Source organism: Micromonospora sp. NPDC005171, from assembly GCF_040608575.1.
Classification (GTDB): Bacteria; Actinomycetota; Actinomycetes; order Mycobacteriales; family Micromonosporaceae; genus Micromonospora.
On the sequence record NZ_JBEXIM010000003.1, the window covers coordinates 113709 to 138653 of the forward strand.

At 72.6% G+C, this 24945-nt stretch carries 29 protein-coding genes and 1 pseudogene; 11 read left to right on the plus strand and 19 right to left on the minus strand.

Features of this window, described 5'->3' with window-relative positions:
• Positions 1-80 precede the first annotated feature (80 nt).
• The 8 genes from ABZU74_RS07055 (at position 81) to ABZU74_RS07090 (ending at position 9401) form a co-directional block, all read left to right on the plus strand.
• Positions 81-1256, plus strand: coding sequence for a hypothetical protein (locus ABZU74_RS07055; RefSeq protein ID WP_355419335.1), 1176 nt, complete (start codon positions 81-83; stop codon positions 1254-1256).
• Entirely contained in the window at positions 1243-3858 is a 2616-nt protein-coding gene (locus tag ABZU74_RS07060) for a sensor histidine kinase (protein ID WP_355419337.1), read from the plus strand. The genes ABZU74_RS07055 and ABZU74_RS07060 overlap by 14 nt, the downstream gene beginning before the upstream one ends.
• Positions 3855-4328 (plus strand): roadblock/LC7 domain-containing protein, encoded by a 474-nt coding sequence (locus ABZU74_RS07065; protein ID WP_355419339.1) that lies wholly within the window; start codon positions 3855-3857, stop codon positions 4326-4328. Before ABZU74_RS07060 ends, ABZU74_RS07065 begins: the two co-directional genes overlap by 4 nt.
• Positions 4325-4813, plus strand: coding sequence for a DUF742 domain-containing protein (locus tag ABZU74_RS07070; protein ID WP_355419341.1), 489 nt, complete (start codon positions 4325-4327; stop codon positions 4811-4813). The genes ABZU74_RS07065 and ABZU74_RS07070 overlap by 4 nt, the downstream gene beginning before the upstream one ends.
• Complete coding sequence (locus tag ABZU74_RS07075; RefSeq protein ID WP_355419343.1) at positions 4791-5573, plus strand: ATP/GTP-binding protein; 783 nt, start codon at positions 4791-4793, stop codon at positions 5571-5573. The genes ABZU74_RS07070 and ABZU74_RS07075 overlap by 23 nt, the downstream gene beginning before the upstream one ends.
• A gap of 38 nt (positions 5574-5611) precedes the next feature.
• Positions 5612-6124 carry a hypothetical protein gene (locus tag ABZU74_RS07080; protein WP_355419345.1) on the plus strand — a complete coding sequence of 171 codons (513 nt, stop codon included), beginning with the start codon at positions 5612-5614 and terminating at the stop codon, positions 6122-6124.
• 36 nt (positions 6125-6160) lie between these two features.
• Complete coding sequence (locus tag ABZU74_RS07085) at positions 6161-8374, plus strand: AAA family ATPase (protein WP_355419347.1); 2214 nt, start codon at positions 6161-6163, stop codon at positions 8372-8374.
• 94 nt (positions 8375-8468) lie between these two features.
• Positions 8469-9401, plus strand: coding sequence for a superoxide dismutase (locus ABZU74_RS07090; RefSeq protein ID WP_355419349.1), 933 nt, complete (start codon positions 8469-8471; stop codon positions 9399-9401).
• Positions 9402-9451: 50 nt separating this feature from the next.
• On the opposite strand, the gene ABZU74_RS07095 is transcribed toward ABZU74_RS07090, so the two are convergent.
• The 19 genes and pseudogenes from ABZU74_RS07095 to ABZU74_RS07185 form a co-directional block, all read right to left on the minus strand.
• The gene (locus tag ABZU74_RS07095) at positions 9452-9805 is read right to left on the minus strand and encodes a gas vesicle protein K (RefSeq protein ID WP_355419351.1); all 354 of its coding nucleotides are present in this window, start codon (positions 9803-9805) and stop codon (positions 9452-9454) included.
• On the minus strand, positions 9802-10014 hold the full coding sequence (locus ABZU74_RS07100; protein WP_355419353.1) for a gas vesicle protein: 213 nt from the start codon (positions 10012-10014) through the stop codon (positions 9802-9804). The genes ABZU74_RS07095 and ABZU74_RS07100 overlap by 4 nt, the downstream gene beginning before the upstream one ends.
• A complete protein-coding gene (locus ABZU74_RS07105; protein WP_355419355.1) occupies positions 10011-10829 on the minus strand; it encodes a GvpL/GvpF family gas vesicle protein in 819 nt (272 codons plus the stop codon). The genes ABZU74_RS07100 and ABZU74_RS07105 overlap by 4 nt, the downstream gene beginning before the upstream one ends.
• Positions 10822-11193, minus strand: coding sequence for a gas vesicle protein (locus ABZU74_RS07110; RefSeq protein WP_355419357.1), 372 nt, complete (start codon positions 11191-11193; stop codon positions 10822-10824). The genes ABZU74_RS07105 and ABZU74_RS07110 overlap by 8 nt, the downstream gene beginning before the upstream one ends.
• A gap of 1 nt (position 11194) precedes the next feature.
• A complete protein-coding gene (locus ABZU74_RS07115) occupies positions 11195-11524 on the minus strand; it encodes a gas vesicle protein (protein WP_355419359.1) in 330 nt (109 codons plus the stop codon).
• A complete protein-coding gene (locus tag ABZU74_RS07120; RefSeq protein ID WP_355419361.1) occupies positions 11521-11811 on the minus strand; it encodes a gas vesicle protein GvpG in 291 nt (96 codons plus the stop codon). The genes ABZU74_RS07115 and ABZU74_RS07120 overlap by 4 nt, the downstream gene beginning before the upstream one ends.
• Positions 11812-11814: 3 nt before the next feature.
• Complete coding sequence (locus tag ABZU74_RS07125; protein ID WP_355419362.1) at positions 11815-12570, minus strand: GvpL/GvpF family gas vesicle protein; 756 nt, start codon at positions 12568-12570, stop codon at positions 11815-11817.
• Between the two features lie 136 nt (positions 12571-12706).
• A pseudogene (gene gvpJ, locus ABZU74_RS07130) lies at positions 12707-12916 on the minus strand (gas vesicle protein GvpJ); the annotation flags it as partial.
• Positions 12917-12918: 2 nt separating this feature from the next.
• Entirely contained in the window at positions 12919-14124 is a 1206-nt protein-coding gene (locus ABZU74_RS07135; RefSeq protein WP_355419364.1) for an SRPBCC family protein, read from the minus strand.
• 2 nt (positions 14125-14126) lie between these two features.
• A complete protein-coding gene (locus ABZU74_RS07140) occupies positions 14127-14591 on the minus strand; it encodes a hypothetical protein (protein WP_355419366.1) in 465 nt (154 codons plus the stop codon).
• Positions 14592-14864: 273 nt separating this feature from the next.
• Positions 14865-15374, minus strand: a complete 510-nt coding sequence (locus ABZU74_RS07145; RefSeq protein ID WP_355419368.1) for a GNAT family N-acetyltransferase — start codon at positions 15372-15374, stop codon at positions 14865-14867.
• A 140-nt stretch (positions 15375-15514) separates the two neighbouring features.
• The gene (locus ABZU74_RS07150; RefSeq protein ID WP_355419370.1) at positions 15515-16411 is read right to left on the minus strand and encodes a hypothetical protein; all 897 of its coding nucleotides are present in this window, start codon (positions 16409-16411) and stop codon (positions 15515-15517) included.
• Positions 16380-17066, minus strand: a complete 687-nt coding sequence (locus ABZU74_RS07155; RefSeq protein ID WP_355419372.1) for a DUF3618 domain-containing protein — start codon at positions 17064-17066, stop codon at positions 16380-16382. Before ABZU74_RS07155 ends, ABZU74_RS07150 begins: the two co-directional genes overlap by 32 nt.
• A 22-nt stretch (positions 17067-17088) precedes the next feature.
• Positions 17089-17484, minus strand: coding sequence for a phage holin family protein (locus ABZU74_RS07160; RefSeq protein ID WP_355419374.1), 396 nt, complete (start codon positions 17482-17484; stop codon positions 17089-17091).
• On the minus strand, positions 17481-18119 hold the full coding sequence (locus ABZU74_RS07165; protein WP_355419376.1) for a hypothetical protein: 639 nt from the start codon (positions 18117-18119) through the stop codon (positions 17481-17483). Before ABZU74_RS07165 ends, ABZU74_RS07160 begins: the two co-directional genes overlap by 4 nt.
• A gap of 191 nt (positions 18120-18310) precedes the next feature.
• On the minus strand, positions 18311-18712 hold the full coding sequence (locus ABZU74_RS07170; protein WP_355419378.1) for a DUF3263 domain-containing protein: 402 nt from the start codon (positions 18710-18712) through the stop codon (positions 18311-18313).
• A gap of 110 nt (positions 18713-18822) precedes the next feature.
• Positions 18823-19839 (minus strand): ABC transporter permease subunit, encoded by a 1017-nt coding sequence (locus ABZU74_RS07175; protein WP_355419380.1) that lies wholly within the window; start codon positions 19837-19839, stop codon positions 18823-18825.
• Complete coding sequence (locus ABZU74_RS07180; protein ID WP_355419382.1) at positions 19836-20846, minus strand: ATP-binding cassette domain-containing protein; 1011 nt, start codon at positions 20844-20846, stop codon at positions 19836-19838. The genes ABZU74_RS07175 and ABZU74_RS07180 overlap by 4 nt, the downstream gene beginning before the upstream one ends.
• A gap of 121 nt (positions 20847-20967) precedes the next feature.
• Positions 20968-21753 (minus strand): DeoR/GlpR family DNA-binding transcription regulator, encoded by a 786-nt coding sequence (locus ABZU74_RS07185; RefSeq protein WP_355419384.1) that lies wholly within the window; start codon positions 21751-21753, stop codon positions 20968-20970.
• A 200-nt stretch (positions 21754-21953) separates the two neighbouring features.
• Between ABZU74_RS07185 and ABZU74_RS07190 the strand changes: the two genes are divergently transcribed.
• Genes ABZU74_RS07190 through nagA form a run of 3 tightly spaced genes read left to right on the plus strand, consistent with a single transcriptional unit; the run spans position 21954 to position 24942 of the window.
• Positions 21954-22886 carry a sugar isomerase gene (locus ABZU74_RS07190; protein WP_355419386.1) on the plus strand — a complete coding sequence of 311 codons (933 nt, stop codon included), beginning with the start codon at positions 21954-21956 and terminating at the stop codon, positions 22884-22886.
• Positions 22883-23836 (plus strand): ROK family protein, encoded by a 954-nt coding sequence (locus ABZU74_RS07195; RefSeq protein ID WP_355419388.1) that lies wholly within the window; start codon positions 22883-22885, stop codon positions 23834-23836. Before ABZU74_RS07190 ends, ABZU74_RS07195 begins: the two co-directional genes overlap by 4 nt.
• Positions 23833-24942 carry an N-acetylglucosamine-6-phosphate deacetylase gene (nagA, locus tag ABZU74_RS07200; RefSeq protein ID WP_355419390.1) on the plus strand — a complete coding sequence of 370 codons (1110 nt, stop codon included), beginning with the start codon at positions 23833-23835 and terminating at the stop codon, positions 24940-24942. The genes ABZU74_RS07195 and nagA overlap by 4 nt, the downstream gene beginning before the upstream one ends.
• Positions 24943-24945: the final 3 nt, after the last annotated feature.

The following is a 24945-nucleotide window of genomic DNA, read 5'->3' on the forward strand; positions in this document are numbered from 1 at the left end:
TAGTTTTCCGGTCCGGTGGACGGGACTTGTCGGCTAGCTCGACGCCGCCCCATCCGCGCCCCACGCCGGAGGAGACATACATGACAGTCCCCGCGCCGCGGGCCCGTCGACGGCCGTCCACGCTGGGCCGACTGCTGCCCCTGCTGCTCATCGGAGCACTGTTGGCACCGTTGGGCCTGCTCGTCACGTCGAACTGGCGGCAGATCACCGCCGACCGGGACCTTGCCGCCCGGGAACGGCTCGGCGTGCAGTACCTCACCGCTCTGGCGGCGGTCACCGACGCCCTCGTGGAGGCCCAGTCCAACGCGGTCAACGGCCGCCCCGTCGCCCGGGAGGCGTTGAACAGGGCTGTCGAGAACGCCGCCGCGGTCGACGCCCGCATCGGCGGGGAACTGCTCAGCCAGGAACGCTGGGCCGGCGTACGAGCCAAGCTGGAGGCGCTGCGCGGCCCGAGCGCCGCCGACCCCGAGGCCGCCTACACCGCCTACAGCGAGGCCTCCGACCTGCTGCTGGCCCTGCACCGGAAGGTCCGGGAGAGCTCCGGGCTGGTCCGCGACCCCGAGGCCGACTCGTTCTTCCTGCAGGACAGCGTCGGCCAGGAACTGCCCGAAGCGGTGGTCGCCGCCGGCCGGGTCGCCGACCTGGGCGCGCTTGTCGCCCGCCGGCCGGCCGCCGACCAACCGCGCGGCCTGATGGAGCTGACCGGCCTGCGGGTGTCCGCCCTGACACCCGCCGCCGACCTCGTCGACAACCTGCGCTCGGCCGTGGACGGTTCGGAGAGCACCGACCTCGGCGCAAACGTGCTGACCCCGTTGGACACCTACCAGCGTTCGGTGGAGGCACTTGCCGCGTACTCCCTGCCGGGCAAGGACACCGGCGTGGTCAACCCGGGCCAGTTGAGTGCCGCCGCGCTCAACTCGCACCGCTCGGCCCGCCAACTTCAACCGGTCATCCTCAACGAGCTGGACGGGCTGCTGGTCGAGCGCATCGACCGGCTCAACCGGGACCGCTGGCTGACAGTCGGGGCGGCGCTCGCCGCCGGTCTGTTGCTGAGCTGGCTCGCCGCGTTGCTGGTTGCCGCCGGTCACCGGGCACGGCGTCGGGCCGCCCTGGCCGCCACCCACGCGGAGGGCCCGGACACCCCACCGCACCGCGACCCCTGGCAACCGGCCGACGAGCCACGCGCGTTGCAACCGGCCGGTTCGGCCCGTGACCCGGAGACCGCACAGTGGGGGGCATTTGATGCTGCTCGGTAGGCTCCGGATCCGCGGCAAGCTCGCGCTGCTCGTGGTGATTCCGCTGCTCAGCATGATCGGCCTGGCCGTGCCGGTGATGCTCGACCGGGTCGCCGCAGCACAGCGGGCCGGCGACACCGCCGAACGGGTCCGGCTCGCCAGCCGGGTCGGCAGCCTGGTCCAGGACCTCCAACAGGAACGCATCCTCTCCGTCGGCTTCCTGCTCGGCCGGGTCGAACGCAGTGAGCTGGTCCGCAAGTCCGCCGACGTGGACGACCGGGTGGCCGACCTCCGGGCGGCGCGGAGCGACGCGCTGACCGACCAGGTCGACCGCGCCCTCGACGGCGTGTCCAGCCTCATCGACCTGCGGACGGCAGTGCTGGCAAAGGCCGCCAACCCGGGTCAGGTGATGGACGCGTTCGGCCCGGTCAACAAGGGGATCATCGAGTCACTGCGGCTGGTGGTCGGGGTGGACACCGACACGTTGCCGGGCCGGCAGGTGCTCGCCCTCGACGGGCTGCTCCGCGCCGACGAGGGTCTGGGCGCCTGCGCCACCCTGAGCCTGCTGGTCAAGGCGATCGGCACCCCGGACACCACCGCCGGGTACGTGGCGTGCATCGCCGCCCTCATGGTCGACAACTCGCGCTTCCGCAGCCTGATCACGCCCGAGCAGCTCACGGTGGCCCAGCTCAACGACGCCGCCGTGGCCGCGCGTACCAGCCCCGACTTCCTGGTCAGAAGCGCCCGGGATCCGGCCGCCGCGGTCCGCGACGTGCCGCTGGAGGCGCTCTTCCCGGCCGTTCGCACAATGATCCGGCTCGGTCAGTTCGTCGAGAAGAAGCTCGTCGCCGACGTGCTCGCCGAGGTGACGGCCGAGCAGCGCCGCGCGCTGACTGCCGCGTACCTGGTCGGCGCCGTGGCGGTGTTGATCCTGACGCTTGTGGTGCTGCTCAGCGTGGCGGTGGCGCGGACGGTGGCCCGGCCGCTGACCCGACTCACCCGTTCGGCCGACCGGGTCGCCCGGGTCGCCGAGGCGGAGCTGGTCCGCGTCACCGACGACGAGTCGGAGAAACCTCAAGCGGTCCGGCTGGAGCCGGTGGACATCCGCGCCAAAGACGAGATCGGCGACCTGGCGCGGGCCTTCGACCGGGTGCAGAACACGGCGGCGCAGCTGGTCGAGCGGCAGGTGGCCGGCCGGCGCAACGTGGCGCAGATGTTCGGCCACGTCGGACGGCGTACCCAGAACCTGGTGGGTCGACAGATCGCGCTGATCGACCGGCTGGAGCAGCAGGAGGCCGACCCCGGACGGCTGGAGCACCTGTACCGCCTCGACCACATCTCCAGCCGGTTGCGACGCAACGCCGGCAGCCTCGTGGTGCTCTCCGGTTCGGCCGGGGCCGACGCGCACACCGCGCCGGTGCCGCTGGCCGACGTGGTCCGGTTGGCGCTCGGCGAGATCGAGGACTACACCCGGGTGGAGGTGCAGGTGCCGGCGGGCGTCTCGGCCGCGCCGGCGGTCGTCGGTGACCTCGTCCTGGCGCTGGCCGAGCTGATGGAGAACGCCACAGTCTTCTCGCCGCCGCACACCCGGGTGCTGGTGGCCGCCGAGACGTCGGGCCTCGGCGCGCGGATCACAGTGGTGGACCACGGCATCGGCATGAGCGAGCAACGGCTGGCCGAGGAGAACGCACGGTTCACCCGCCGGGAACGGCTCGACCTGGCCCCGACCGAGGTGCTCGGTCTCTTCGTGGTGGGCCGGTTGGCCCGTCGGCACGGCTGGCAGGTTGCCCTGGCCGCCACCGGCGGCGGCGGGGTGACCGCACAGCTGGAGATCCCGTCGGCGTCGCTGGTGCTGCGCCGCGCCGACCGTGCCGGGGCCGCCGTGGCCCGCGCCGCGGTGCCCGCCCGGGATCGGCGTACGCCGACGCTCGACCCCGAGCAGGACGTGCAGCCCCGTGCGGTGGCCGTCACCGTGCCGGCCCGCTTCGACTCGGACCTCCTCAGCCGGGCCACCCGCAGCCTCGACGCCGGCCCGTCCTGGAACGCGTTCGGTCAAGGCCAGCCGGAGCCGGCCGCACCCGAACCCCCGAGCCCGGAACCGGCGGGCAAGCCGGCCGGGCCACGGGTGCGGCAGCGGGTGCCCGGGGCCACTCTGCACGCCACCGCCGCGACGACCCGACCGGTGGACGCCACCGGCGCGGACCCCGCCGCCGCCCGCGCACTTGTCGAGGCCTTCCAGGCCGGGGTACGCCGCGCCGAGTTGCAGGTGGCACCGGGCCTCGACGCCGCCTCGACGCGGGCGGCCAGCGACCCGTCGGCCAGCGCCGGCACGGCCGTGGTGGACCCGGACACGACAGTCGACCTGCCCAGCACACCGGGAGGCGCCGGACCCACGGTGCCGCATGGCGGCGGCTCGACCGATGCCGCACCGGAGCGGCCCCGGCTGAGCCGACGGGTACCGGGGGCGAACCTCACCGCCACCCCGGCCTGCCAACCGCCGAGCACCCACCTCGGTGACCCGGCCGAGGTCCGCGACCTCGTCAGCGAGTTCGAGGCGGGCGTCGCCCGCGCTCTCCGCGAAGTCAGCCCCGACCACCGGAACGAAGAAGGATCATCACGGTGACCAGCCCCTTCCTGCACGAAAACGTCGACCAGAGTCAGCCCACCGCCAATGGGGACCTCAGCCCGGAGGCCCGTACGTTCAACTGGTTGCTGGACTCCTTCACCTCCAGCACGGCCGGGGTCCTGGAGGCGATCGCGGTCTCCTCGGACGGGCTGCTGATGGCCATGTCGGCGATCAAGGACCGGTCCAACGCGGAGCGGTTGGCCGCCGTCGTCTCCGGAATGACAAGCCTCGCCGGTGGGGCCGCCAGTTGGTACGCGCTCGGCGGCCTGAACCGGGTGATCGTCGACATGGCCGACGGCTACCTGCTGATCAGCGCGATCAGCAGCGGTTCCGTGCTCGGTGTGGTCGCCGACCGTTCGGCGAACCTGGGCACCGTCGCGTACGAGATGACGCTCTTCGCCGGGCGGGCCGGTGGCGCCCTGACCCCGCGACTGATCGTCGAATTGAAGAACGCCGTTCAGCAGTGACCCCCGACGTCGCCGGCGAGGATCCGGATCCGGAACCGAGGGTTCGGATCCGCCCGTACCTGCGCACGCCTCCCCCGACCGGGGACGGCGCGGCGGCGACACCGGCCCTGCCGGAGCCGGAGCCGGACGGGGGCCAGCCGGCAGGTCCCCGTCCGTTCGTGCTCACGGCCGGGCGGGTGGCGGGCGCCGACCCGGCGATCGGGCTGGAGACCCAGGTGACCGCTCGCATGGACAGCGGCTGGTGGGCCGCCTCACCCGGCGCCCTGCTGGCACCGGAACTCCAGACGATCATCGCGCTCTGTGCGGAGCCGATCTCGGTGGCCGAGATCTCGGCCCGCGCCCGACTGCACTTCGGCGTGACCCGGGTCCTGGTCGGCGATCTACGCGCCGCCGGGCACCTGGACGTGCACGTCACCGACACCGACGACGCTGTCGACCCCGATCTCATCCTGCGAGTGATTGATGGACTCCGTGCGATCTCCTGAATGGCCGGTCGCCCCGCTCGGCGGGGTCGCCGCGAACAGCGCCGCCGCCCGTTACGGCATGTCCTCGGGCACCGGGCCGATAGTCGGGCGGGCCGGGCCACCACCGTCCGCACCGCCGTCCGCACCGCCGTCCGCACCGCCGCCGTACCGGCCCTCGTCCGGCACAGCGTCGGTGCCTCCTCCGGCCGGTAAGCCGTCCGCACCGCCGATTCCGGTCAAGATCCTGGTGGCCGGTGGGTTCGGGGTGGGCAAGACCACCACAGTGGGTGCGATCTCCGAGATCGCGCCCCTGACCACCGAGGCCGAGATGACCACCGCCGGGATCGGCGTGGACGACCCGGGTGCCCGATCCGCCAAGACCACCACCACTGTGGCGATGGATTTCGGTTGCGTGACAATCGACCGCAGCCTGAAGCTCTACCTGTTCGGCACGCCGGGGCAGACCCGGTTCGGCTTCATGTGGGACGACCTGGCCCGGGGAGCGCTCGGCGCCCTGGTGGTGGTGGACAGCGCACGGCTGGACGACTGTTTCCCGGCCATCGACTTCTTCGAGCGGGCCGGGCTGCCGTTCGTCGTCGGGGTCAACGCCTTCGACGGGCGGCTGGCCCTGGAGCTTGGCGAGATCCGCTGGGCGCTCGCGATCGGCGATCATGTACCCCTGGTGCAATTCGATGCCCGCGACCGGCTCTCGGTGCGGGACGCCCTACTGGTCGTCCTGGACCGCGCGCTGGACCGGGCTACCCGGGACAGGAGGGCCTGAGCCGACCAGCTCCGGCCGTGGCGGGAAGAGGTGATCTGGTGAGGGGCGACCTGGACGAGACGCTGGCACGGCTGGCCCGACGTGAGGAGGCGTCGCGCCGTCGGGCCGCCGACCGCGACGACGCCACCGCACCGTCGAGCCGGTCCGGCCTCGGTGGCGACACCCGCAACGCCCGCTCGGGCCGGCACGACCCGCGACACGCGGGGGTGGAGACGGCGAGCGACGTGGCCGGATGGGGCCCGGTCGAGGAGGTGGCCGAGGCGGTCCGCCAGGTCGTCGGGGCCTACCCCGGGCTGGCGGTGACCGTGCAGGTGGAGCACGCCGGGCGGACGTACCCGATGCGGGTCTCCTGGGACGGGCCGGCCGTCACGGTCGGACCGGTGCCCCCGCCGACCCCGGTGGAACCCCCGCCGGCCTGGCCGCTCTCCGGCCGGACGGTGCCGGCCTGGGCGCCCGGTCCGGACGGTTTGACCCCGGACCCGGCGGCCCGGTTGGCCGAGCTGATCCGAAGCGACCCGACGTTGTTGGATGAGCTGGATCCGCGGCGCTGACCGGCAGGGCTGGCCGTCGGCGGCTACGGTCGGGCAGTGGCGCAACCCGACCTGACCTTGACGGCGAGCCTGCGGCCGGCGGCGCTGGACGCCCGGCGGGGCGTCGTGCGCCTGCACCCGGAGGCGCTGACCGCGCTGGGGCTGCGCCCCGGCGACCCGGTCCGCCTCGCCGGCCGCCGGGAGACGGCCGGAATCGCGGCGGCGGCCGGGCCGGGCGCGAGCAGCGCCCTGCTGTACGCCGACGACCTGACGTTGGGCAACCTCGGTCTGCACGACGGCGGTCAGGTGCGGGTGAGCCCGGTGCCGTTGGTCCCGGCGAGCCGGGTGGTCCTGGCCGGGCCGGTGGGCGTCGTCGCGGCGGTCAGCCCGGAGATGCTCCGGCTCGCCCTGCTGGGCAAGGTGCTCACCGCCGGGGATGACGTGTCGCTGCTGCCGCAGGACGTGCTGCCGGACGCCTCGGTCCGCAGCCTGGTCGAGGCGGCGCGAAGCAGCCTCGCCAACACCGTCGGCTTCGCCTGGACCAGCACCCTGCTCAGCGTGGTCACCGTCGAGCCGGCGGCCGGCGCGCTGGTCACCATGGGCACGTCGGTCGCCTGGGAGCATGGCGCGAGCACCCACGGCGGGCCCGCCCCGGTCGGCACCGCGCCGGCCTGGCCGGGTACGAACGCCGACGCGGTTCCGGTCGAGGACGCGCCCGACGTGGACGAGCTGCCCGGGCTGCGGGCCCAGGCCGAGGAGCTGACCGAGTTGCTGGACCTCGGCTTCCACCACCGGGAGGTGCTGGGCCGGCTCGGCACCACCATCTCGTTGGGGGTGTTGCTCGTCGGCCCGGCGGGCTCCGGGAAGGCGGCGCTGGTCCGGGCCGTGGCCGCCCGGGTAGGTGCCCGCGTTCACCCGCTCTGGGCGCCGGAGGTGACCGCGCTGGCCAGTCAGGCCGCCGCCGAGCGGTTGCGCGCCGCGGCGACGGCGGCCCGAGCCGGCGCGCCGGCGGTACTGCTTGTCACCGACGTCGAGGCGCTCGCTCCCGCGGACGACGCCGGCCCGGTGGCGACGGTGTTCCGTCAGGTCCTCGTGGAGAGCATCCGCGCCGGCGTCGCCGTTGTCTGCACCACCGGCCGACCGGAGGCGGTCGACCCCACGCTGCGCGCCCCCGACCTGCTGTCGCTGCGGATCAGCGTCCCGCTCCCGGATCAGGCGTTGCGCCGCGAACAGCTCACTGTGCTGACCCGGCAGGTGCCGTTGGCCGACGACGTCCGGCTGGACGACGTGGCCGCGCGTACCCCCGGGTTCGTCGCGGCGGACCTGGCCGCGCTGGTCCGGGAGGCCGGGGTACGCGCCGCGCTGCGACAGAAGTCCGCCGAGACGCCGACGGTGTCGATGGCCGACTTCACCGCCGCCCGGGAGGTGGTCCGGCCCACCACGATGGCGGCGTCCACGCTGGATCTGGCCTCGGTGACCCTGGACGACGTGGGTGGCCTGGACGAGGTCAAGCAGACGCTTACCGAGTCGGTGCTGTGGCCGCTGACCTACCCGGACACCTTCGCCCGGCTCGGCGTGCAGCCGCCGCGCGGCGTGCTGCTCTACGGGCCACCGGGCTGCGGCAAGACCTACCTGGTCACCGCGCTGGCCGGGTCGGGACGGGCCAACGTGCTGTCGGTGAAGGGCGCGGAACTGCTCTCCAAGTGGGTGGGTGAGAGCGAACGCGCGGTCCGCGAGCTGTTCCGTCGGGCCCGGGAGGCGGCCCCCACCCTGATCTTCCTGGACGAGGTGGACGCGCTGGCGCCGGTCCGTGGCCAGGCCACCGACGGTGGCACCACCGACCGGGTGGTAGCCGCCCTGCTCACCGAGCTGGACGGAATCGAGACGCTGCGCAACGTGGTGGTGGTCGGCGCGACGAACCGCCCGGACCTCGTCGACCCGGCGCTGCTGCGGCCGGGCCGGCTGGAGCGGCTGGTCTACGTGCCGCCGCCGGACGGGCCAGCCCGTGCGGAGATCCTGCGGGCCGCGTCCCGGCAGGTGCCGTTGGCGCCGGACGTCGACCTGTCCGCTCTCGGCGACGAGCTGACCGGCTTCTCCGCCGCGGACTGCGCGGCGCTGGTCCGTGAGGCGGCGTTGGCCGCGATGCGGGAGTCGCTAGCCGCCGCCACTGTCACCGCCGAGCACGTGTCGACGGCACGGGCCCGGGTACGCCCGTCGCTGGACCCGGCCCAGGTCGCCTGGCTGTCCGCGTACGCCGCCGGCCGGGAGTGATCAGACCAGGACAACCTTTCGCCGCGCCCGGGACGTTCCTAGTACGTCACATTCCTCAGTGGAGTCATCCACTGCGACGTCAGGTGGTGTTTCCTTGCGCAAGCTGCTTTCCCTTCTCCTCGTTCCGCTCGTGGCGGCGGCGACCCTGGTCTCGGTCGGCGCACCGGCGACGGCTCACTCGGCCAGGCCGTTCCCCGCCCGGATCGCGCTGCCGAACGGGTTCACCCCGGAAGGGTTGACGATCGGCCGGGGCACCACAGTGTTTGTCGGGTCCATCTTGGATGGTGCTGTCTGGCGGGGTGACTTACGTAGCGGCCGTGGCTCGGTGCTGATCCCGGGCACACCCGGCACCGACAAGGCGGGCCTCAAGCTCGACCCGCAGGGCCGGCTCTGGACCGCCGACTTCTCCGGCGGCGGCGCGAGCGTGTACGACGCCGACACCGGCAGCAAGCTGGCCCACTACCAGTTCACCGACGTCCCGGGCAGCTACGTCAACGACCTGGTGATCACCCAGCGAGCGGTCTACTTCACCGACTCCGGGCGGCAGGTGCTGTACGTGGTGCCCCTGGGCCCGGGTGGTCGCCTTCCGGCCCCAACCGCCTTCCGGGTGCTGCAGCTCAGCGGTCCGGCCGCCACTCCGGACGTCTACCACAACGGGATCGTGGCACTGCCGGACGGTGATCTGCTGGTCGCGCAGATGCTGACCGGCCAGCTCGTGCGCGTCGACCCGCGTACCGGCGGCAGCCGGCTCGTCGACCTCGGCGGCTACTCGGTGGAACGCGCCGACGGGCTGGTGCTGCGCGGACACATCCTCTACGTGATCCGGAACCTGACCAACGTCGTCGCGGTGGTCCGGATGAACGCCGGGTACACCGCCGGGGTGGTGCAGCGGGAGATCACCGGCCCGCAGCTGCGTTCGCCGGCCACCGGCGACCTGCTCGGCTCGGCGTTGTACGTGGTGAACGGCCGGTTCGACGTGGAGTCGACGCCGAGCACCGACTACGACATCGTCCGGTTGCCGGCCTGATCCAGGCGGTCTGCGGCGGCCCCTCCCGGGTCGCCGCCGGCCGGCTCGGGTCAGTCAGTGGGGAGAAGCGGACCGAGCGGCCCGAGGTCCAGGTTCAGGTCCTCCGGGGCCAGCCCGAAGTGTTCGCGCAGGCCGACCATCTGCTCCTCCAGGGCCATCAGCGTCACCCCGATGCGCTCCACCTGCTCCTCGGTGAGGTCACCAAGGTCCACCCGGCGCAGTGCCTGCCGCTCCATCAGCTGCCGCAGCAGCTCCACGACGGTCAGCACCAGGCTCGCCAGCCCACGCTCGACCGAGTCCCGGTCCACGGCGATCCGGCGGTCCAGTGGAGTGACCCGTGGCGGCTGCCACAACTCCGAGCCCAGCGCGGCGGCCAACTCCGTCGCCTCGTCCCGCCCGGTCATCCGCCGTCCTCCGCATGGGTCAGCGCGCCGACCGACGCGACAAGCGCACGCAGCGAGATCCGGACCAGGTCCACGTCGGCGATGGCCAGTGTGATGTCCCCGCTGATCACCACGCCGGTGGCGAGGACCCGGTCGAGCAGGTCCACCAGGGCGACCGGCCGGTAGGCGAACGGGTCGTCGGCGCTGTTCGGCGCGAGCGCGGTGGTCACCCCGCATCCCGTGCGGTGAGCGCGGGCTCCGGCCGGTCCGCGACGAAGGAGTAGGCCGGCCACGGGCCGGTCAGCTCCAGGTGGAGTCCCGGATGCCGACGGCCCAACGTGCCGACCAGCTCGCTGAAGCGGGGCAGCGCCGCGACGTCGACCAGGTACGCCCCGTTGAGCACCATCGGGGCGGTCACCCCGGAGAGTCGCCGGTCCTGCGGAGCGTGCCGTCGACCTGCCACGGCCAGCTCGCACAGGGCGCTGTGCACCGCGTCCGCGGCGGCGCTCGCCACCTGTTGACGTTCCTCCCGGGCCGTCAACTGGGCACGGCGACGCCGCAGGTACGCCGTCCCCACCCCGCCGGCCCCGGCCGTCCCGGCGGCGACCGTGGCCGCTCCCGGCACCAGGAAGCCCTTGACGCCCCACTCACCCCGCCCGGTCAGCCGGTCCAGAGCGGCGACGAGTTCGGCACGGCTGGCGGCGAGAGAGCCGGCCACCCGCCCGTCGTCCGTGTGCACGGTGGCGAGCCGGGCCGGCACCACCGGCCCGCGCCGCGCCAGCGCCTCGACCACCGCGTGGTGCGCTCGGGCGACCCGCTCCAGCCAGACCAGGTCCTCCAGGTTGCGGCGGAGTGGTTCCTCGCCGTACTCGTCCAGCGGTGCGGCGCTGACCACGGCGACAAGTCCGGCGGCGGACACCGCACGGACCGGGCCGCCGTCCATGCCGACGATCGTCGCCAGCGTCGCCGGGTCGGCGTCCTGCACCACACCGTGCAGCCATGCACCGGCGGCCCCGGTGGGCAGGTCGACGGTCACCTCAACCATCCCACTCCTCCAGTTCGGCGTCGCGGCGTCGTGCCCGGGCCTCCACTCGGGGCCGCCGCTCCGCCTCGACCTCCTCCGGGTCACGCGGCCCCGGCTCCACCGGGGGGCGGGCACGCGAGCTGAGCCACGGGTCGTGCTCCCACCAGTCGATGCCGATCTGGCGTGCGGTGTCGACCGACGCGATGACCAGCCGCAGCTTCAGCGTCAGCAGTTCGATGTCGAGCAGGCTGACCCGGATGTCGCCGGCGATGACGATGCCCCGGTCGAGCACCCGTTCCAGGATGTCGCCCAGGTTGGCAGGCTCGTGGCCGGCGGGCAGGACCTGGCCGGAGTTCTGCACCACCGGCGGCTGCGCAGCTGTCATCTCAGCCCACCTCATCCTTTCCGCGCTGGTAGCGCCGCACCCGGCGATAGCCGAGCAGGCTCCCCTCGATGTCCAACTCCACCTCGTACAGACCGAGCAGGTCGGTCGAGCTGGGGATGCGGCGGGTCTCCACGACCTCCACCCCGACGAGCCAGCCGTCCTGGGTGGCCTCCAGGGAGGTGGTGACGGACGGCTCGCGGCCGGTCAGCTCGACCAGTTGCCGCAGCCCGGCCCGGGCCGCCTCGGCCGCCGACACCGGCTCCACGTACTCGTCGTCGGGGTAACCCTCGGCGGCCGGGTCACGCCGTCGCGCCGGGGCGGCGTCGGTCATGGCGCACTCCTTCCTCGGGTGCCGGGGCGCCGCGCCGGGCGAGGTCGCTCGCCGGTCCGGTCCGCGCCCCCGGTGAGTCGGTCCAGCACCCGCTGCTCAGCGTGGTCGCGTTCCTCGGCGCTGAGCTCGCCGGCCGCCACCGCGGCGTCCAACTCCTCCAGCTCGCGCCGGACGTTGACCGGGTTGCGCTGCCGCGACTCGGCTTCGCGGGCGACCACCCCGACCACCGCCGTCAGACCCCGCACCGGCGCGTACGGCAGGGTCAGCAGCGCCCAGAGCAGGTCCACGGGTCAGCCCGCCAACTGGTGGGCGCCGACGAAGTCGTACGGGGCCAGGGGTCCGAGCAGCCGCAACCGCAGCAGGCCCCGGCGATCCTGCGCGTACTCCTCCAGGGCGTTCACCAGGGCGTCTTCGTGGTCGCTCTGCACCAGCAGGGCCGCATGGGTCGCATCCATCTCGTGGCTGGGCGGGCGCAGTTGGGTGGAGACCACGAACTCGGCGATGGCGTCGAGCATCCGCCGGTTCTCCGCCTCGCGGCGCAGCTCCACCGCCTGGCTGATGACCTCGCCGAGCCGGATGCGCGGCTCACGGCTCGCCGCCTCGGGCCGACCACGTATCTGCTCGGCGAGCCTGGCGGCCGTCGGGTTCTCGTCGAGGATGCCGCGCAGCAACGTCCGCTCGTCGAAGCGCCCGTGTACGACGTACTGCACCCTGCCCTCGAACTCGGCCAGCGCGGCGGCGAAACGGTCGTGGTGCGGTCGGAGCAGGTCGAGCACCGCGTCCGGGCCGGTGACCACTGTGCCGAACCGCACCGGCAGCACCGGCGCCACCGCCGCCGTGCCGTCCAGCAGGTCCTGGTACGCCCGCAGGTCCGTCGACCGGCCGAGCGGCGCGTCCAGCGGCACCGGGCTGACCAGGGCACCGACGTCCCCGTGCCGGATCACCGTCACCTCGCCGGAGGAGTCGCCGACACCGGCGGCGTCGGGCGTCGCCTCCACGTCGGCGGGCACCAACCCGTAGACGAACAGTCCGGTCTCGTCGCCCATCTCAGCTCCTCCCCAGGTCGCGCGCACTGCCGGCGACACCACCGACCGAGTCGGTGACATCCCGGACGGCGCCGGTGACACCACCGAGGAGACCGGACAGCCCTTCACCCTCGTCCGGTGCGATGCCCAGCCGGTCGACCGCCTCGGCGAACCGTAGGTAGGTCTCGATGCTCGCCACCACCACCCGGGCATTGATCTCCACCAGGGGGATGCCGACGACTCCGACAGCCACCTGCGCGTCGATCACCACGCCCTTGTCGAGCACGGTCTCCACGACGTCGGCCAGCCCGCCGGCGGAACCCACCCGTTCCAGGGCGCCGCCGACGGCGTCATCGCCGGGTACCAGCGTCACTCGTCCTCCTTCCGGCGACGGCGCACCACTGGTCGGCGCGGTGGCTCCGGTCCACGTCGGACGGGCGGCCGAGGCCGTTGCGGCTCCTCGCGGGGCTGGGCTCGCCGGGCCCGCTCGGGTACGCGGCGGCGGGGTGGCGGCGGCTCCTCGTCGGGCTCGTCCGCGTAGCCCTCGTCGTAGCCGTCCTCGTCGGCCTCGTACTCATCGTCGTACTCGGGTTCGACCGGGCGCCGGGGCGGTCGCTGGCGCAGTCGCCCACCCGGCCGGCGGCGCGGCTCCTCCTCGTCGTACTCCTGGTCCTCGGGCCCGGCCGGTGCTCCACCGCGCTGCTCCTCGCCACCACCTCGCTCGCGCTGCTCCTGTTCCTCCCGCAGGCCGGTTTCGTGGTCCTTGACCACCTGGGAATCGCGGATCTCGCCGCGCCAGCCCTCGACCTGGTCCGGATCGAGCGCCACCTCGGTCATCACGTGCCGGACGAAGTGCTTCAACTCCAGCCGCACCCGGCGACCTTGAGCGCGCCACAGGTTGCCGGTGTGCTCGAAGAGGCCCTGCGGGTGGTACTCCAGCACCACGAGGATGCGGGTCAGGTCGGGGGTGATCTCGTGGAAGCTGACGGTGCCGTCGACCGAGCCCTTCTCGGCCTTGGACCGCCAGTGGATGAGCTTGTCCGGCACTTGGCGGATGATGGTCGACTCCCACGTCCGGTGCGACCAGAGGACCTGTGCCTTCCAGGTCAACTTCTCGTCCGAGTCGGTGTCGACGTTCTCGACCTTCTTCATGAAGCTGGGGAAGTCGCCGAATTGAGTCCACTGGTTGTACGCGGCCCGTACCGGCACACCGACCTCGATCGTCTCGACGATGTTGGTGACCTTCTTCTTCCCGCCGCCCTTGCCGCCCTTTCCGCTCGCACGGCCGAGAGCAGACATCACCTTCTCCTTACCGCCGGCCACACCGGCATGAACCATCGCCTTCACCGGTGAGCCGCCCTCGACCAACTTCTGCGCACCCGTGGCGGCGGCGATCAGACCGGGTCCGCCACCCTGACGCGCGTACTCGCTGAGCCGGCCGGTCGCACCGGTGATCCGCTCGGTCACCACGCTCATCGCGCGATCACCGATCGCCCCGGCCAGGTTGCGCACCTCGTCGGCCAACTGGCCGCGCAGCTTGTCGCCGAGCCCTGCCGGGTTGGTGTTCGCCGCCATGCTTACCGCCCCCGCCGCTGCTGGGCCGCCGCATCGCCGCGGTCGTTGGTCGCGCCGCGGTCACCGTCGCCGCGAGGGCCGTTGTCGTCGGTGCCGTTCTGGCTGCCAGTGCTCTGGTTCCCCGATCCGCCCTGGCTGCCCGCGTCGCTGTCGTTGCCGGAACGGCGGCGCAGCGCGTCGGCGGAGCCGCGCAGTCGCCCGGTGAGCGCGTCGACACTGCTGCCGGCCGCAGCGGTCGCGGCTGCGCGGCCGGCGTTGATCAGCGGGCCGCCGAGCCGGCCCAGGTTGCTCATTTGGGGGGAGGAGTGCAGCGCGTCGGTGCCCCGCTTCAGCAGACCGCCGGGGTCCCGGCTGGCCCGGCCGGCGGCGACCGCCGCAGCCAGGGTGAGCGCGGTACGCAGCTTGCGGCGGCGGCCAAGCAGATAGCCGAAGCCCACCGCCAGCCCGATTCGTGTTCCGGTCTTCATCAGGTCTCCCTTGCTCCCCGGTGGTCCGGACGTCTGCCGAGAGGGCCAAAGAAGGGCCACCGGGAACAGCGCGAACCGTGCCCTCGATCTGACGTCCGTATTTGCGGACCCGGCGGGCAGTACCCGTCGGCATTACTCCGAAACCGCTACGACAATGTCCGTCGACGCTGGGAGGAATGCATTGGGAAAGGCGACACCGAAGCCCCCAAAACGGACTTCAGTTCGGTCACGAGCAGGGATAACGCCAGAGAAGCCGAAATGTAAGAGCCGCCCTCAAAGAGCGGGTGGAGTCGAATCCAGGCAGATTTCGGCACGCACCTTGCCGCCGTCCTCGCGCAGTTTCGCGCCGCACTTCTGCAGGACCGAGACCGCACCGATGTTGTCCGGGGTCGTCTCGGCGACCACCGCCCGCATGCCCGCCCGAGCGGCGGCGTTCAGCAGCTCCCGCAGGGCGGCCGCGCCGATCCCCTGCCCCCGTGCCGAACGGCCGAGCCACATCCCGGCCTCCACAGTGCCGGGCTCGTCACAGCGCGTCATCCGCACCATGCCCATCACCTCGCCACCGACGAGGATGGCGTACATCTGGGAACGGGTCGGGCCGTCCAGCCCACCGAAGCTCGCCCGGTGGAACTCTCGGAATGCCTCTCGGCGGGCGAGTGACCAGCCGGCGGGCGCCTCGACCGGAGGCATGACATCTCCGGGTTCCGCCTCCGCCGCCGCTACGGAGAGCAACGGCTCCAAGTTCCGTTCGTCCACCGGCTCCAGCCGGACCGCACCCGCCACGTGCCGCAGTCTGCCGCCCTCATCGGCCGAAGTCCACCCCATTGGCCATCCACTGGCGGTCCGGTCAGCGGTACCGGCCGGTCGGGCGGCTCGGGTGTTTCACATCACGCTCTGTCGTCACCCGGACGGGTGGCGAACGCTCAAACGGTCGACTCGAACTCGCAGAACACCACCGACGCGTCGTCGGTGGACTTGTGCCGACGCAGCCGATCGGGATGGTCGCGCTCGGCGTCCCGCACCCGGTCGAGCAACGCGCCCGGACCGTCGGCGCTCAGCAGGTCCAGCAGACCGGCCCAGTCGGTCAGCCCGAACTGCTCCACCGCGCTGGACGCGCCGTCGCTGAGCAGCGCCGCCCGTCGTAGCGCCCCCGGACCGCGCCGGGGCGCGGTCCCGGTGACCGCGTGGAACGCCGCGTCCGGGTCGGAGGCCGCCACCCAGTAGCCGTGGGTGCGGTTCATCCGCTCCCGCTGGACGCTCACGGCGTGCCGGAACCGGGTAACCGGGTCCGCCGCGCCGCCCGGCACGATGGCCACTGTCTCCCGCAGCTCCGCCATCGCCGCGTCCAGCCGGTTGTCGGTGACTACGCTGACCTGCCCCCCGGTGTCGAGGACCAGAGGGCTGTCGCAGAGCACCAGGTAGTCCACCTGGTCGCCGCAGTCCCGCAGCAGGCAGACAGTGCTGGACGGGGTACCCGGATGGTCGAGGTCGCACTGGCCGCCGTGGTCGGCGCGTACGGCGAGGATAGCCGCGGCCAGGTTGCTGGTCAGCCGGGCGGCCGGGCGTACCGCCTCGGCGACGCCGATCCGGGCGGCCAGGTGCCGGACGTACCACTCGGGTCCGTGCACGCAGCCGGTGTCGAAGCCGTCCGGAACCGTCGCGCCGTCCAGGACACCTACCAGCGGGCCGAACCGGAAGACCAGGTCCTCGTTGACCGGCCGGCCCGGGGCCGGCGCGGACGCGGAGCGTACCCGCATCACCGGCACCGGCCCCGGCGCACCGATCGGGTCAGCGCTGTCGAAGGTCGTCGACGGCCGCATGCGTCTCTCCCTGCACCTGACCGGCGGCCGAACGGCCCTGGTCGCGTACCGCCGACACGCCCTGCTGGGCGGTGGACCGGACCGATTGCGCCGCCTGCTGCGCAGGCTCCCGCAGGTTGTCCTGCATCTGGTGGCCAACCTGGCTCGCCTGCTCACGCAGCTGACCAGAGTGCTCAGTCACCATGCCCCGCGCTCGGCCGGCGAGTTGCCGCTCACGCCCGCTCGGCGGGATCAGCGAGGCGGCCAGCAGACCGACGCCGAAGGCGACCAGGCCGGCGGCCATCGGATTGCCCTGAGCCTGCTCGCGCGAGTGCTGCCCGAGTGAGCGCGCCTCGTCCCGCACCGAGCCCATTGCCTCCCGAGACTGGTGCCCGAGTGAGCCCATTGCCTCCCGAGACTGGTGCCCGAGCGAACGGGTCTCGTCGCGCACCGAGCCGGCCATGTGCGACATCCGCTGGCCAGCCTCTTGCCCCATGTGACTCGAACTGCCCATCACCTTCTCCTTCGCTCGGGTGAACGCGCCGCGGGCCTGCCCGACGCGGTCACCGGCGATCCGACGCGGGTTGACCTTGTCGGTCAGCGCATCGACGTCATTGCTCAACTCGTTGCGGGTGGTTTCGATCTCCCGCCGGATCTGGTCCGGATTACTGGACATGACCTGTTCCCTCCCGACTCGTTCACCGACCCCGCAGGGCGTCCGGAAACTCCCGGGCAGTCTGTTTCGTCCGGGGCAGAACCGCACGTGCCCGCTTCAGCTGGGTCCGGGCGTTGATGAAGAGACCCCCGGCCACGGCAGCCCAGAGGATCGCGACGATCAGCGCCGCCCACCCCTGGTCCATCGTGTTCGACAACCCCCACCAGAGGGCGTACGACACGAAGAGCACCGCCAGGAACCCGGCCAGCCCGGCGCCGCCGAACATACCGCCGGCCTTGCCCGCCTGACTGGCCTCCTCGCGGAGCTCGGCCTTGGCCAGCTCGATCTCCTTGCGCACCAGGGTGGACATGTCCCGGGTCACGTCGCCCAGCAGCTCGCCTACCGAGGCCTGGGTTCGTTCCTTCTCCGGGGCGCTCACGGTGCCACCCCGCCGGGCAGGTCCCGCGCCGGTTCACCGGTGGGCGAGACGTTCTGCGCCCGTGCCGTCCCCGTGTACGGTTGCTCACCGGCGTCCGCCGGTGCGCCCTGTGCGGGTGACGGAGCACCTGACGCTCTGCCACCGTGACCGTTGCCGGAGGCCGGCGCGGTCAGACCACGGGTGAGCCGCCCGACGAGCAGCCCGGCCACCGTCGCGCCCGCGAGGAACGTCGCCGGATGGTGCCGCGCGTACGTGCGTACCTCGTCGAGCACCTGGCCGGGTTCTCGCTCGTCGAGCCAACCGGCGGCCTGCTGGGCGGCGTCGGCCGCCTTGCGTACCACTTGACCGGCCAGCCCGGAATCGCCGTCCCGTTCGGCCATCGAACTGAGGTTCTGACCCAGGTCGCGCAGGCCCTCGGCGGCCCGCCGCTGCTGCGACTGAGCCTGCTCTCGAAGCTGCCCAGTGGCCTGGCCGGTCAACTGCTGGGCCTGTCGCCGCGCCTCTGCGGCCACCTGCCCGCCCTGCTCAGCGGCGGCGTGGGCGACCTGACCCCCGGCCTGCGTGGCCTGCTGGCCGACTCGCGAAGCCTCCTGGCGGGCCTGCTGTCCTGTGCCGCTCTGGTTCGTTGCCGTCATACCCCGCTCCCTTCCTGGGTCCGAGGTCGCGTGCGACCCCGGAACGCCTCCCGCCTACCCGCCTGGTCAGCCGCCATGCGGCTGGGCCGGCTGGCCGACGCCCGACGCGGCGGTCTCGCACTTTGTGTCCCGACAAAGACGTGCGAAAGCCACGAGACAGCTACAGAAAGTGCGAGATCGCGGAATCCAGGTCAGCGGCGGCGGTTACGGGCGCGCGACGAGCGCAACCGGCGGAGGCGGCTGATCAGCACGGGGTCGGCGGCGAGGGCGGCCGGATTGTCGAGCAGACCGTTGAGCAGTTGGTAGTACCGGGTCGACGAGATCCCGAAGGTGTCCCGGACGGCCTGCTCCTTGGCGCCGGCGTGCCGCCACCACTGCTGCTCGAAGGCGAGGATGGCCCGCTCCCGCTCGGTCAGCCCCGGCGCGGGATCGGCGGGCTGCGCCGCCTCGTCCGCCGGCGACGTCGACTCGTCGGTCTCGATGGGCGGCGCCGGTCGGGGATTCGGGACGGTCGGCCCGGCAGCACCCGCGGCCTCACCCGGACGAGCGTCGATGGACGGCTCGGGGGCGGCCGGGGTGGTGTCGGCGGACATGTCGCTCAGCCTAGCCAGCGGCGACCAGGGACGCAGCAAGCGGCGCGGCCGGTCCGTACCGCCGGGAACCCCGACGGCCGGGCCAGCCGCGCCGCGTCACTTCGGTCAGGTCAGGTGATGTCGCGGCGACGCATCGTCCAGAGCGCCGCCCCGAGGATCACCACCACCGAGACCGAGAGCAGGACGGAGGACTGCTGCCAGGTGATGTCCATCTTCGCCGGCTCGCACTCTCCGTAGTAGGTCGCGTTGCACGAGTTCCAGTCCTGGAGGGTGACCGTCTTCGTCATCCAGGCCAGGATGTACGTGGGCAGCAGCCATGCCTCGGCGAACCGCACGCTTGCCATCTCCAGCAGGATGCCCAGGCCGAACTGGCCGACCACCATCACCGCCACCACGCCACCGAGGGCCATCGCTGTGTGCCGACCCAAGGAGGCGAGGGCGAAGCCGATGGTGGTGAGCACCAACACCAGCACCACTCCCCGCACACCTGTCAGCAGGAACGACTGCCAGACCCCGGAGGTCATTTTCTCGGTGCTGCCCCGGAATGTGGCGACACCCCAGAACCCGGCGAACCACAGCACCGCGGCCGGAAGCGTCACCGCCAGGATGCCGGTGAGCAGCGCGGCCAGCTTGGTGAGCAGCACGGTGAGCCGCTTCGGCCGCCAGAGCAGCAGGTTCATCATCCCGCCGGTGCTCCACTCGGCACCGACGAAGGACGCGCCGACGACGAACCCGACCAGGGCGAGGATCGCCGCGAACGGGATCAGCGTCTCGTCGAACGTCTCCTTGAAGTCGAACGTCGAGGGCAGGAACCAACTCGCCTCGATCTGGTCCCGGGACGGGGCGGTAATCACCGAGCAGTCGTCCGGGTAGCGGCCGTCGGTCGCCGTGCCGGCCGTCTTGGCCTGCTCGCACGCCGTGCGCTCCTGCTCGCTCCAGCGCACCTGCTCCTGGTACTGCTGGTCGGCCTGACGCTCCGCCTGGGCGAGCTGACCGGCGTCGATCTTCTGATTGGTGAAGAACACCCCGACCACCACCGCGACCAGCACCAGCAGGCCGAGCAGCGTCGAGTAGCGGGTGAAGCGCCGCTTGGCAAGCCGGCGCAGCTCCGTACGAAAGAGGCTCACGCGCCCCACCCTCCCCCGGCGGGGCCGGGCTGACCCGTCCCGCCAACCTTCATGGACTCGTCTACCTGCCGGTGCTGACCGGGGACCGGCGCGGTGGCGGTCAGTTCGAGGAAGACGCTCTCCAGATCGACGGCGATCGGCGCCAACTCGCTGACGTAGAGGTTCTTTTCGGCGAGCAGCCGCGTCACCGCCGCCGGCTTGTCGACGCCGGCCAACATCAGGTGGTCGGGCTGAGCTGTCACCCGGATGCCCGCCTCGGTGAGCACCTCGGTGGCCACCGGCAGGTCGCTGACCGCCTCCAGCCGGATCCGGACCGCACCGGACGAGTGCTGCGCGAGGACCTCGTCGACGGGGCCGAAGGCGACCCGCCGGCCCAGCGAGATGATGGTGACCGAGTCGCAGATCAGCTGGATCTCACCGAGGATGTGGCTGGACAGCACCACTGTCATTCCGGACTCGGCGAGGGTACGCATCAGCGTGCGCATCTCCCGGATGCCACCCGGGTCGAGGCCGTTGGCCGGCTCGTCGAGGATGAGCAGCTTCGGGTTCTTCAGCAGGGCCGAGGCCACGGCGAGCCGCTGCTTCATTCCCAGCGAGTACGTCTTGACCCGCTCGCCTGCCCGGTCGCGCAGCCCGACGAGTTCCAACACCTCGTCGACCCGGACGGCGGGCACCTCGCCCGCCCCGGCCAGCAGGGACAGCGTGTCCCGGGCCGTGAAGTGCGGGAAGAACTGCGGGCTCTCCACGATCGCGCCGACCTGGCCGGCGACAGCGGGCAGCGCGTCGGGGACCTCGTGCCCGAGCAGCGCCATCCGGCCGCCGTCGGGTCGGATCAGGCCGAGCAGGGTACGCAGCGTGGTGGTCTTGCCGGACCCGTTGGGACCGAGGAAGCCGTGCACCTGCCCCGCGTCGACCCGCATGTCGAAGCCGTCGAGCGCGTTGCGGGTGCCGCGTCGACGACTCTTGTACGTCTTACGTAGACCTTCGATCTCCAGGACAGCTGGCAAGCTGCACCTCCCCCGATGGGTGGGCGTGACAGCCGACACCATACGCGGTATGCAGGCGCGCGCAATACGCGGTATGCATCGACGCGCCGATCGGGCTAATTCATCGACAGAGCGTGACCGCTCAGGCGCAGACGACCTGTACGCCAGCGGCGCGGAACGCGTCCACCACCTCCGGCGCGGCACCGGAGTCGGTCACCAGCGTCTCCACCCGCTCGACAGGGCAGATCCGGGCGAAGGCGTGAGCCCCCAACTTGGACGAGTCCGCAATGATCACCACGCGCTTGGCGCGGGCCACCATCAGGTTGTTCATCGCCGCCTCCCCCTCGTGGTGGGCGGCAGCGCCGAGCTGCGGGTCGATCGCGTCCACCCCGAGCAGGGCGACGTCAAGGGTGACCTCGCGCAGCAACGCCCCGCCCAGCGGGCCGACCAGCTCGAACGACTTCGGGCGCACCACGCCGCCGGCCACCACCACCTTCATCCGGGATCGGACCAGCAGCTCGTTGGCGATGTTCAGCGCGTTGGTCACCACTGTGAGCTGGGCGCCCTCGGCGCTGGTGTTCAGATCCGGCCGCACGGCGAGAGCCCGCGCGACCTCGGTGCTCGTGGTGCCGCCGTTCAGGCCGACCACGGTGCCGGGCGTGACGAGCGCTGCGGCGGCCGCCCCGATCCGCTGCTTCTCGGCCGAGTGCTTGGCCGTCTTGTAGCGCAGTGGCAGGTCGTACGACACGCCGTTGGCGACCGCGCCGCCCCGGGTCCGCGTGATCATCTGCTGTTGCGCGAGCTGGTCGAAGTCACGCCGGATGGTGGCCTGGGAGACGTCCAGCCGCTCGGCTGCCGCCTCCACGCTGACCCGGCCGTTGTCGGTCAGCATTTCGAGCAGGGCGTTCCATCTGGCGTACCGGTCCACTGCGGGGGCCCTCCCAGCAACTGCACGGACGGTGATTGATTGCGTGCACACTAGTGCGCGAAACTAGGCTGGCGCAAAAGACTGACCTGCGCGATCGACTGGTCGGTTGCCATGGTCACCCGCGTTCGCGCAGAATAACGCGCGAAATGCGGGTCTAACGAGCCGTATTGCGCACCGATCGGCCCTGCGAGGAGTTTCCCATGGCGTACGTGGACGCGGAGATCGCGAGCCAACCCGACTGCTGGCGGGAGGCGGCCAGGCTGGCCGAGGTGGTCCGCGGTGACCTGCCGCGCCCCGGGGAGCGGGTCGCCGTCGTCGGTTGCGGCACGTCGTGGTTCATGGCGATGGCGTACGCGGCCCGCCGCGAGCAGGCCGGCCAGGGTGAGACCGACGCGTTCCAGGCGTCCGAGTTCCCCGCCGGCCGCCGCTACGACCGGCTGATCGCGATCACCCGTTCCGGCACCACCACCGAGGTGCTGGAACTGCTCGCCGCGCTGCGCGGGCAGACACCCACCACAGTCATCGTCGGTGACCCCACGTCACCAGCGGTCGAGCTGGCCGCCGCCACCGTGGCCATGCCCTTCGCCGACGAACGGTCGGTGGTGCAGACCCGATTCGCGACCACCGCGTTGGCCCTGCTCCGGGCCCAGCTCGGCGACCCGGTGACCGCGCTCGCCGCCGACGCCGAGGTGGCGGTGCGGTCCCCGCTGCCGATCGACCCGACCACCATCGAGCAGGCCACCTTCCTCGGTCGGGGGTGGACGATCGGGCTGGCCCAGGAAGCGGCGCTGAAGTGCCGCGAGGCGGCCACCTTCTGGGCCGAGGCGTACCCGGCGATGGACTACCGGCACGGCCCCATCTCGGTCGCCGCGCCGGGGCGTCTGGTCTGGGCGTTCGGTGAGCTGCCCGACGGGCTGCCCGAGGACGTGGCCGCCACCGGCGCGGCCTTCGTGCACAGCCGCACGCACGGTTGGCGCACGGTGCTGGGCAGCTGGTCCGCCGGCCGTACCCCGGTCGACCCGATGGCCGACCTGATCCTGGCGCAGCGCTTCGCGGTCGCGCTGGCCACCAGCCGGGAACTCGACCCGGACGCGCCCCGACACCTGACCCGGTCCGTGGTTCTCGCGCCATGACCGATGACCGGGTGGTCGTTGCGTTGGATGTCGGCGGCACCGGCATGAAGTGCGCCCTGGTCCGACCGGACGGCGTCGTGGTGCGCACCGAGCGGCACGCCACCGACGCCGCGCGCGGCCCGGCCGCCGTGGTCGGCACCATCCTGGACGTGGCCGACGGGCTGGCCGACAAGGCCCGCGCCGACGGGCTCACCCCGATCGCGGTCGGCATCGCCGTGCCCGGGGTGGTGGACGAGGCGCGCGGAGTAGCGGTCTGGTCGGCGAACGTGGGCTTCCGTAACGTACCCCTGCGGGACCTGACGGTGACGCGGCTCGGCCTGCCTGCGGCGCTCGGCCACGACGTGCGTGTCGGTGGTCTCGCCGAGGCCCGGCTCGGCGCCGGACGCGGCACCGGACACGTGCTGTTCGTGGCGATCGGCACCGGCATCGCCGCCGCGCACGTCGTCGACGGCACGGCCGCGGTGGGGGCCCACGGCGCCGCCGGGGAGATCGGCCACATCCTGGTCCGGCCCGACGGCCCGCGCTGCGGCTGCGGCCGTCCCGGCTGTCTGGAGGCGGTGGCGTCAGCCGCCGCGATCGGCCGCCGCTACGCCGAACTCGCCGGCGAGACCGCCGACGCCCCGGTGACCGCGGCCGAGGTGGCCGAACGGGCCGCGGCCGGCGAACCGCTCGCCGGCAAGGTCTGGCAGGAGGCGATCGAGGCGCTCGCTGATGGCCTCGCCAGCGGGCAGGCGCTGTTCGACGTGGCGACGATCGTGCTCGGCGGCGGCCTGGCCCAGGCCGGGGACCGGCTGCTGACCCCGCTGCGGGCGGCGCTGCACGAAAGAATGACCTTCCACCGGGAGCCGCAGCTGGTCGCGGCAGCCCTGGGCGACGAGGCTGGTTGCCTCGGTGCCGCCCTGCTCGCCCTGGACGCCGTGGGTGTCCGTGACCTTCAGGAGAAGCGATGACCGTACGGGTGAACGGCCGAGTGGTGACCCCGACCGGAGTCGTCCGACAGGGCTGCGTCGAGTGGGACGGCGACCGGATCACCGCGGTGGCCGAGTACCCGTCGGTGCGCGACGGGCACTGGATCCTGCCCGGCTTCGTCGACATGCACACCCACGGCGGTGGCGGCCACACCTTCACCACAGGTGACGCCGACGAGGCCCGCGCGGCGGCCGACTTCCACCTCTCGCACGGCACCACGACCCTGCTGGCCAGCCTGGTCAGCGCACCCTTTTCGCTGATGCGTTCGGCCACCGAGGCGTTCGCCCCGTTGGTCGACGAGGGTGTGTTGGCGGGGGTCCACTTCGAGGGGCCGTACCTGTCGACCGCCCGCTGCGGCGCGCAGAACCCGGAGTACCTGCGTGACCCGTCGACCGACGAGCTGGCCGAGCTGATCGAGCTGGGCCGGGGCGCCGTCCGGATGGTCACCCTCGCCCCGGAGCGCGACGGCGCACTGGAGGCGATCAAGCTGCTCACCGCGCAGCGGGTGGTGGCGGCGGTGGGCCACACCGACGCCACGTACGAGCAGACCCGCGCGGCGGTCGCCGCCGGCGCCAGTGTCGGCACCCACCTGTTCAACGGGATGCGGCCGGTGCATCACCGCGAGCCCGGGCCGGTGGTGGCCCTGCTCGACGCGCCCACAGTGATCTGCGAGCTGGTCGCCGACGGGGTGCACCTGCACGACGGCATGCTGACCTTCGTCACGGCGACCGCCGGCCCGGACCGCGCCGCGCTCATCACCGACGCGATGGCCGCCGCCGGAATGCCAGACGGCGAGTACGAGCTGGGCGGCCAGGCCGTCACAGTCGCCGGCGGGGTGGCCCGGCTCGCCCGCGACGGCGCGATCGCCGGCAGCACGCTCACCATGGACGCCGCGCTGCGGCACGCCGTGAACGCTGGAATCCCGATCGCCGACGCCGCCCGGATGGTCGCCACCACCCCGGCGCGGGCCATCGGCCTGGGCGACCGGGTCGGGGCCCTCCAGGTGGGTCTGCGCGCCGACCTGGTGGTGTTGGACGACGACCTCAACGTGGTGCGGGTGCTGCGCGGAGGCTCCTGGGTGGAGTGACGC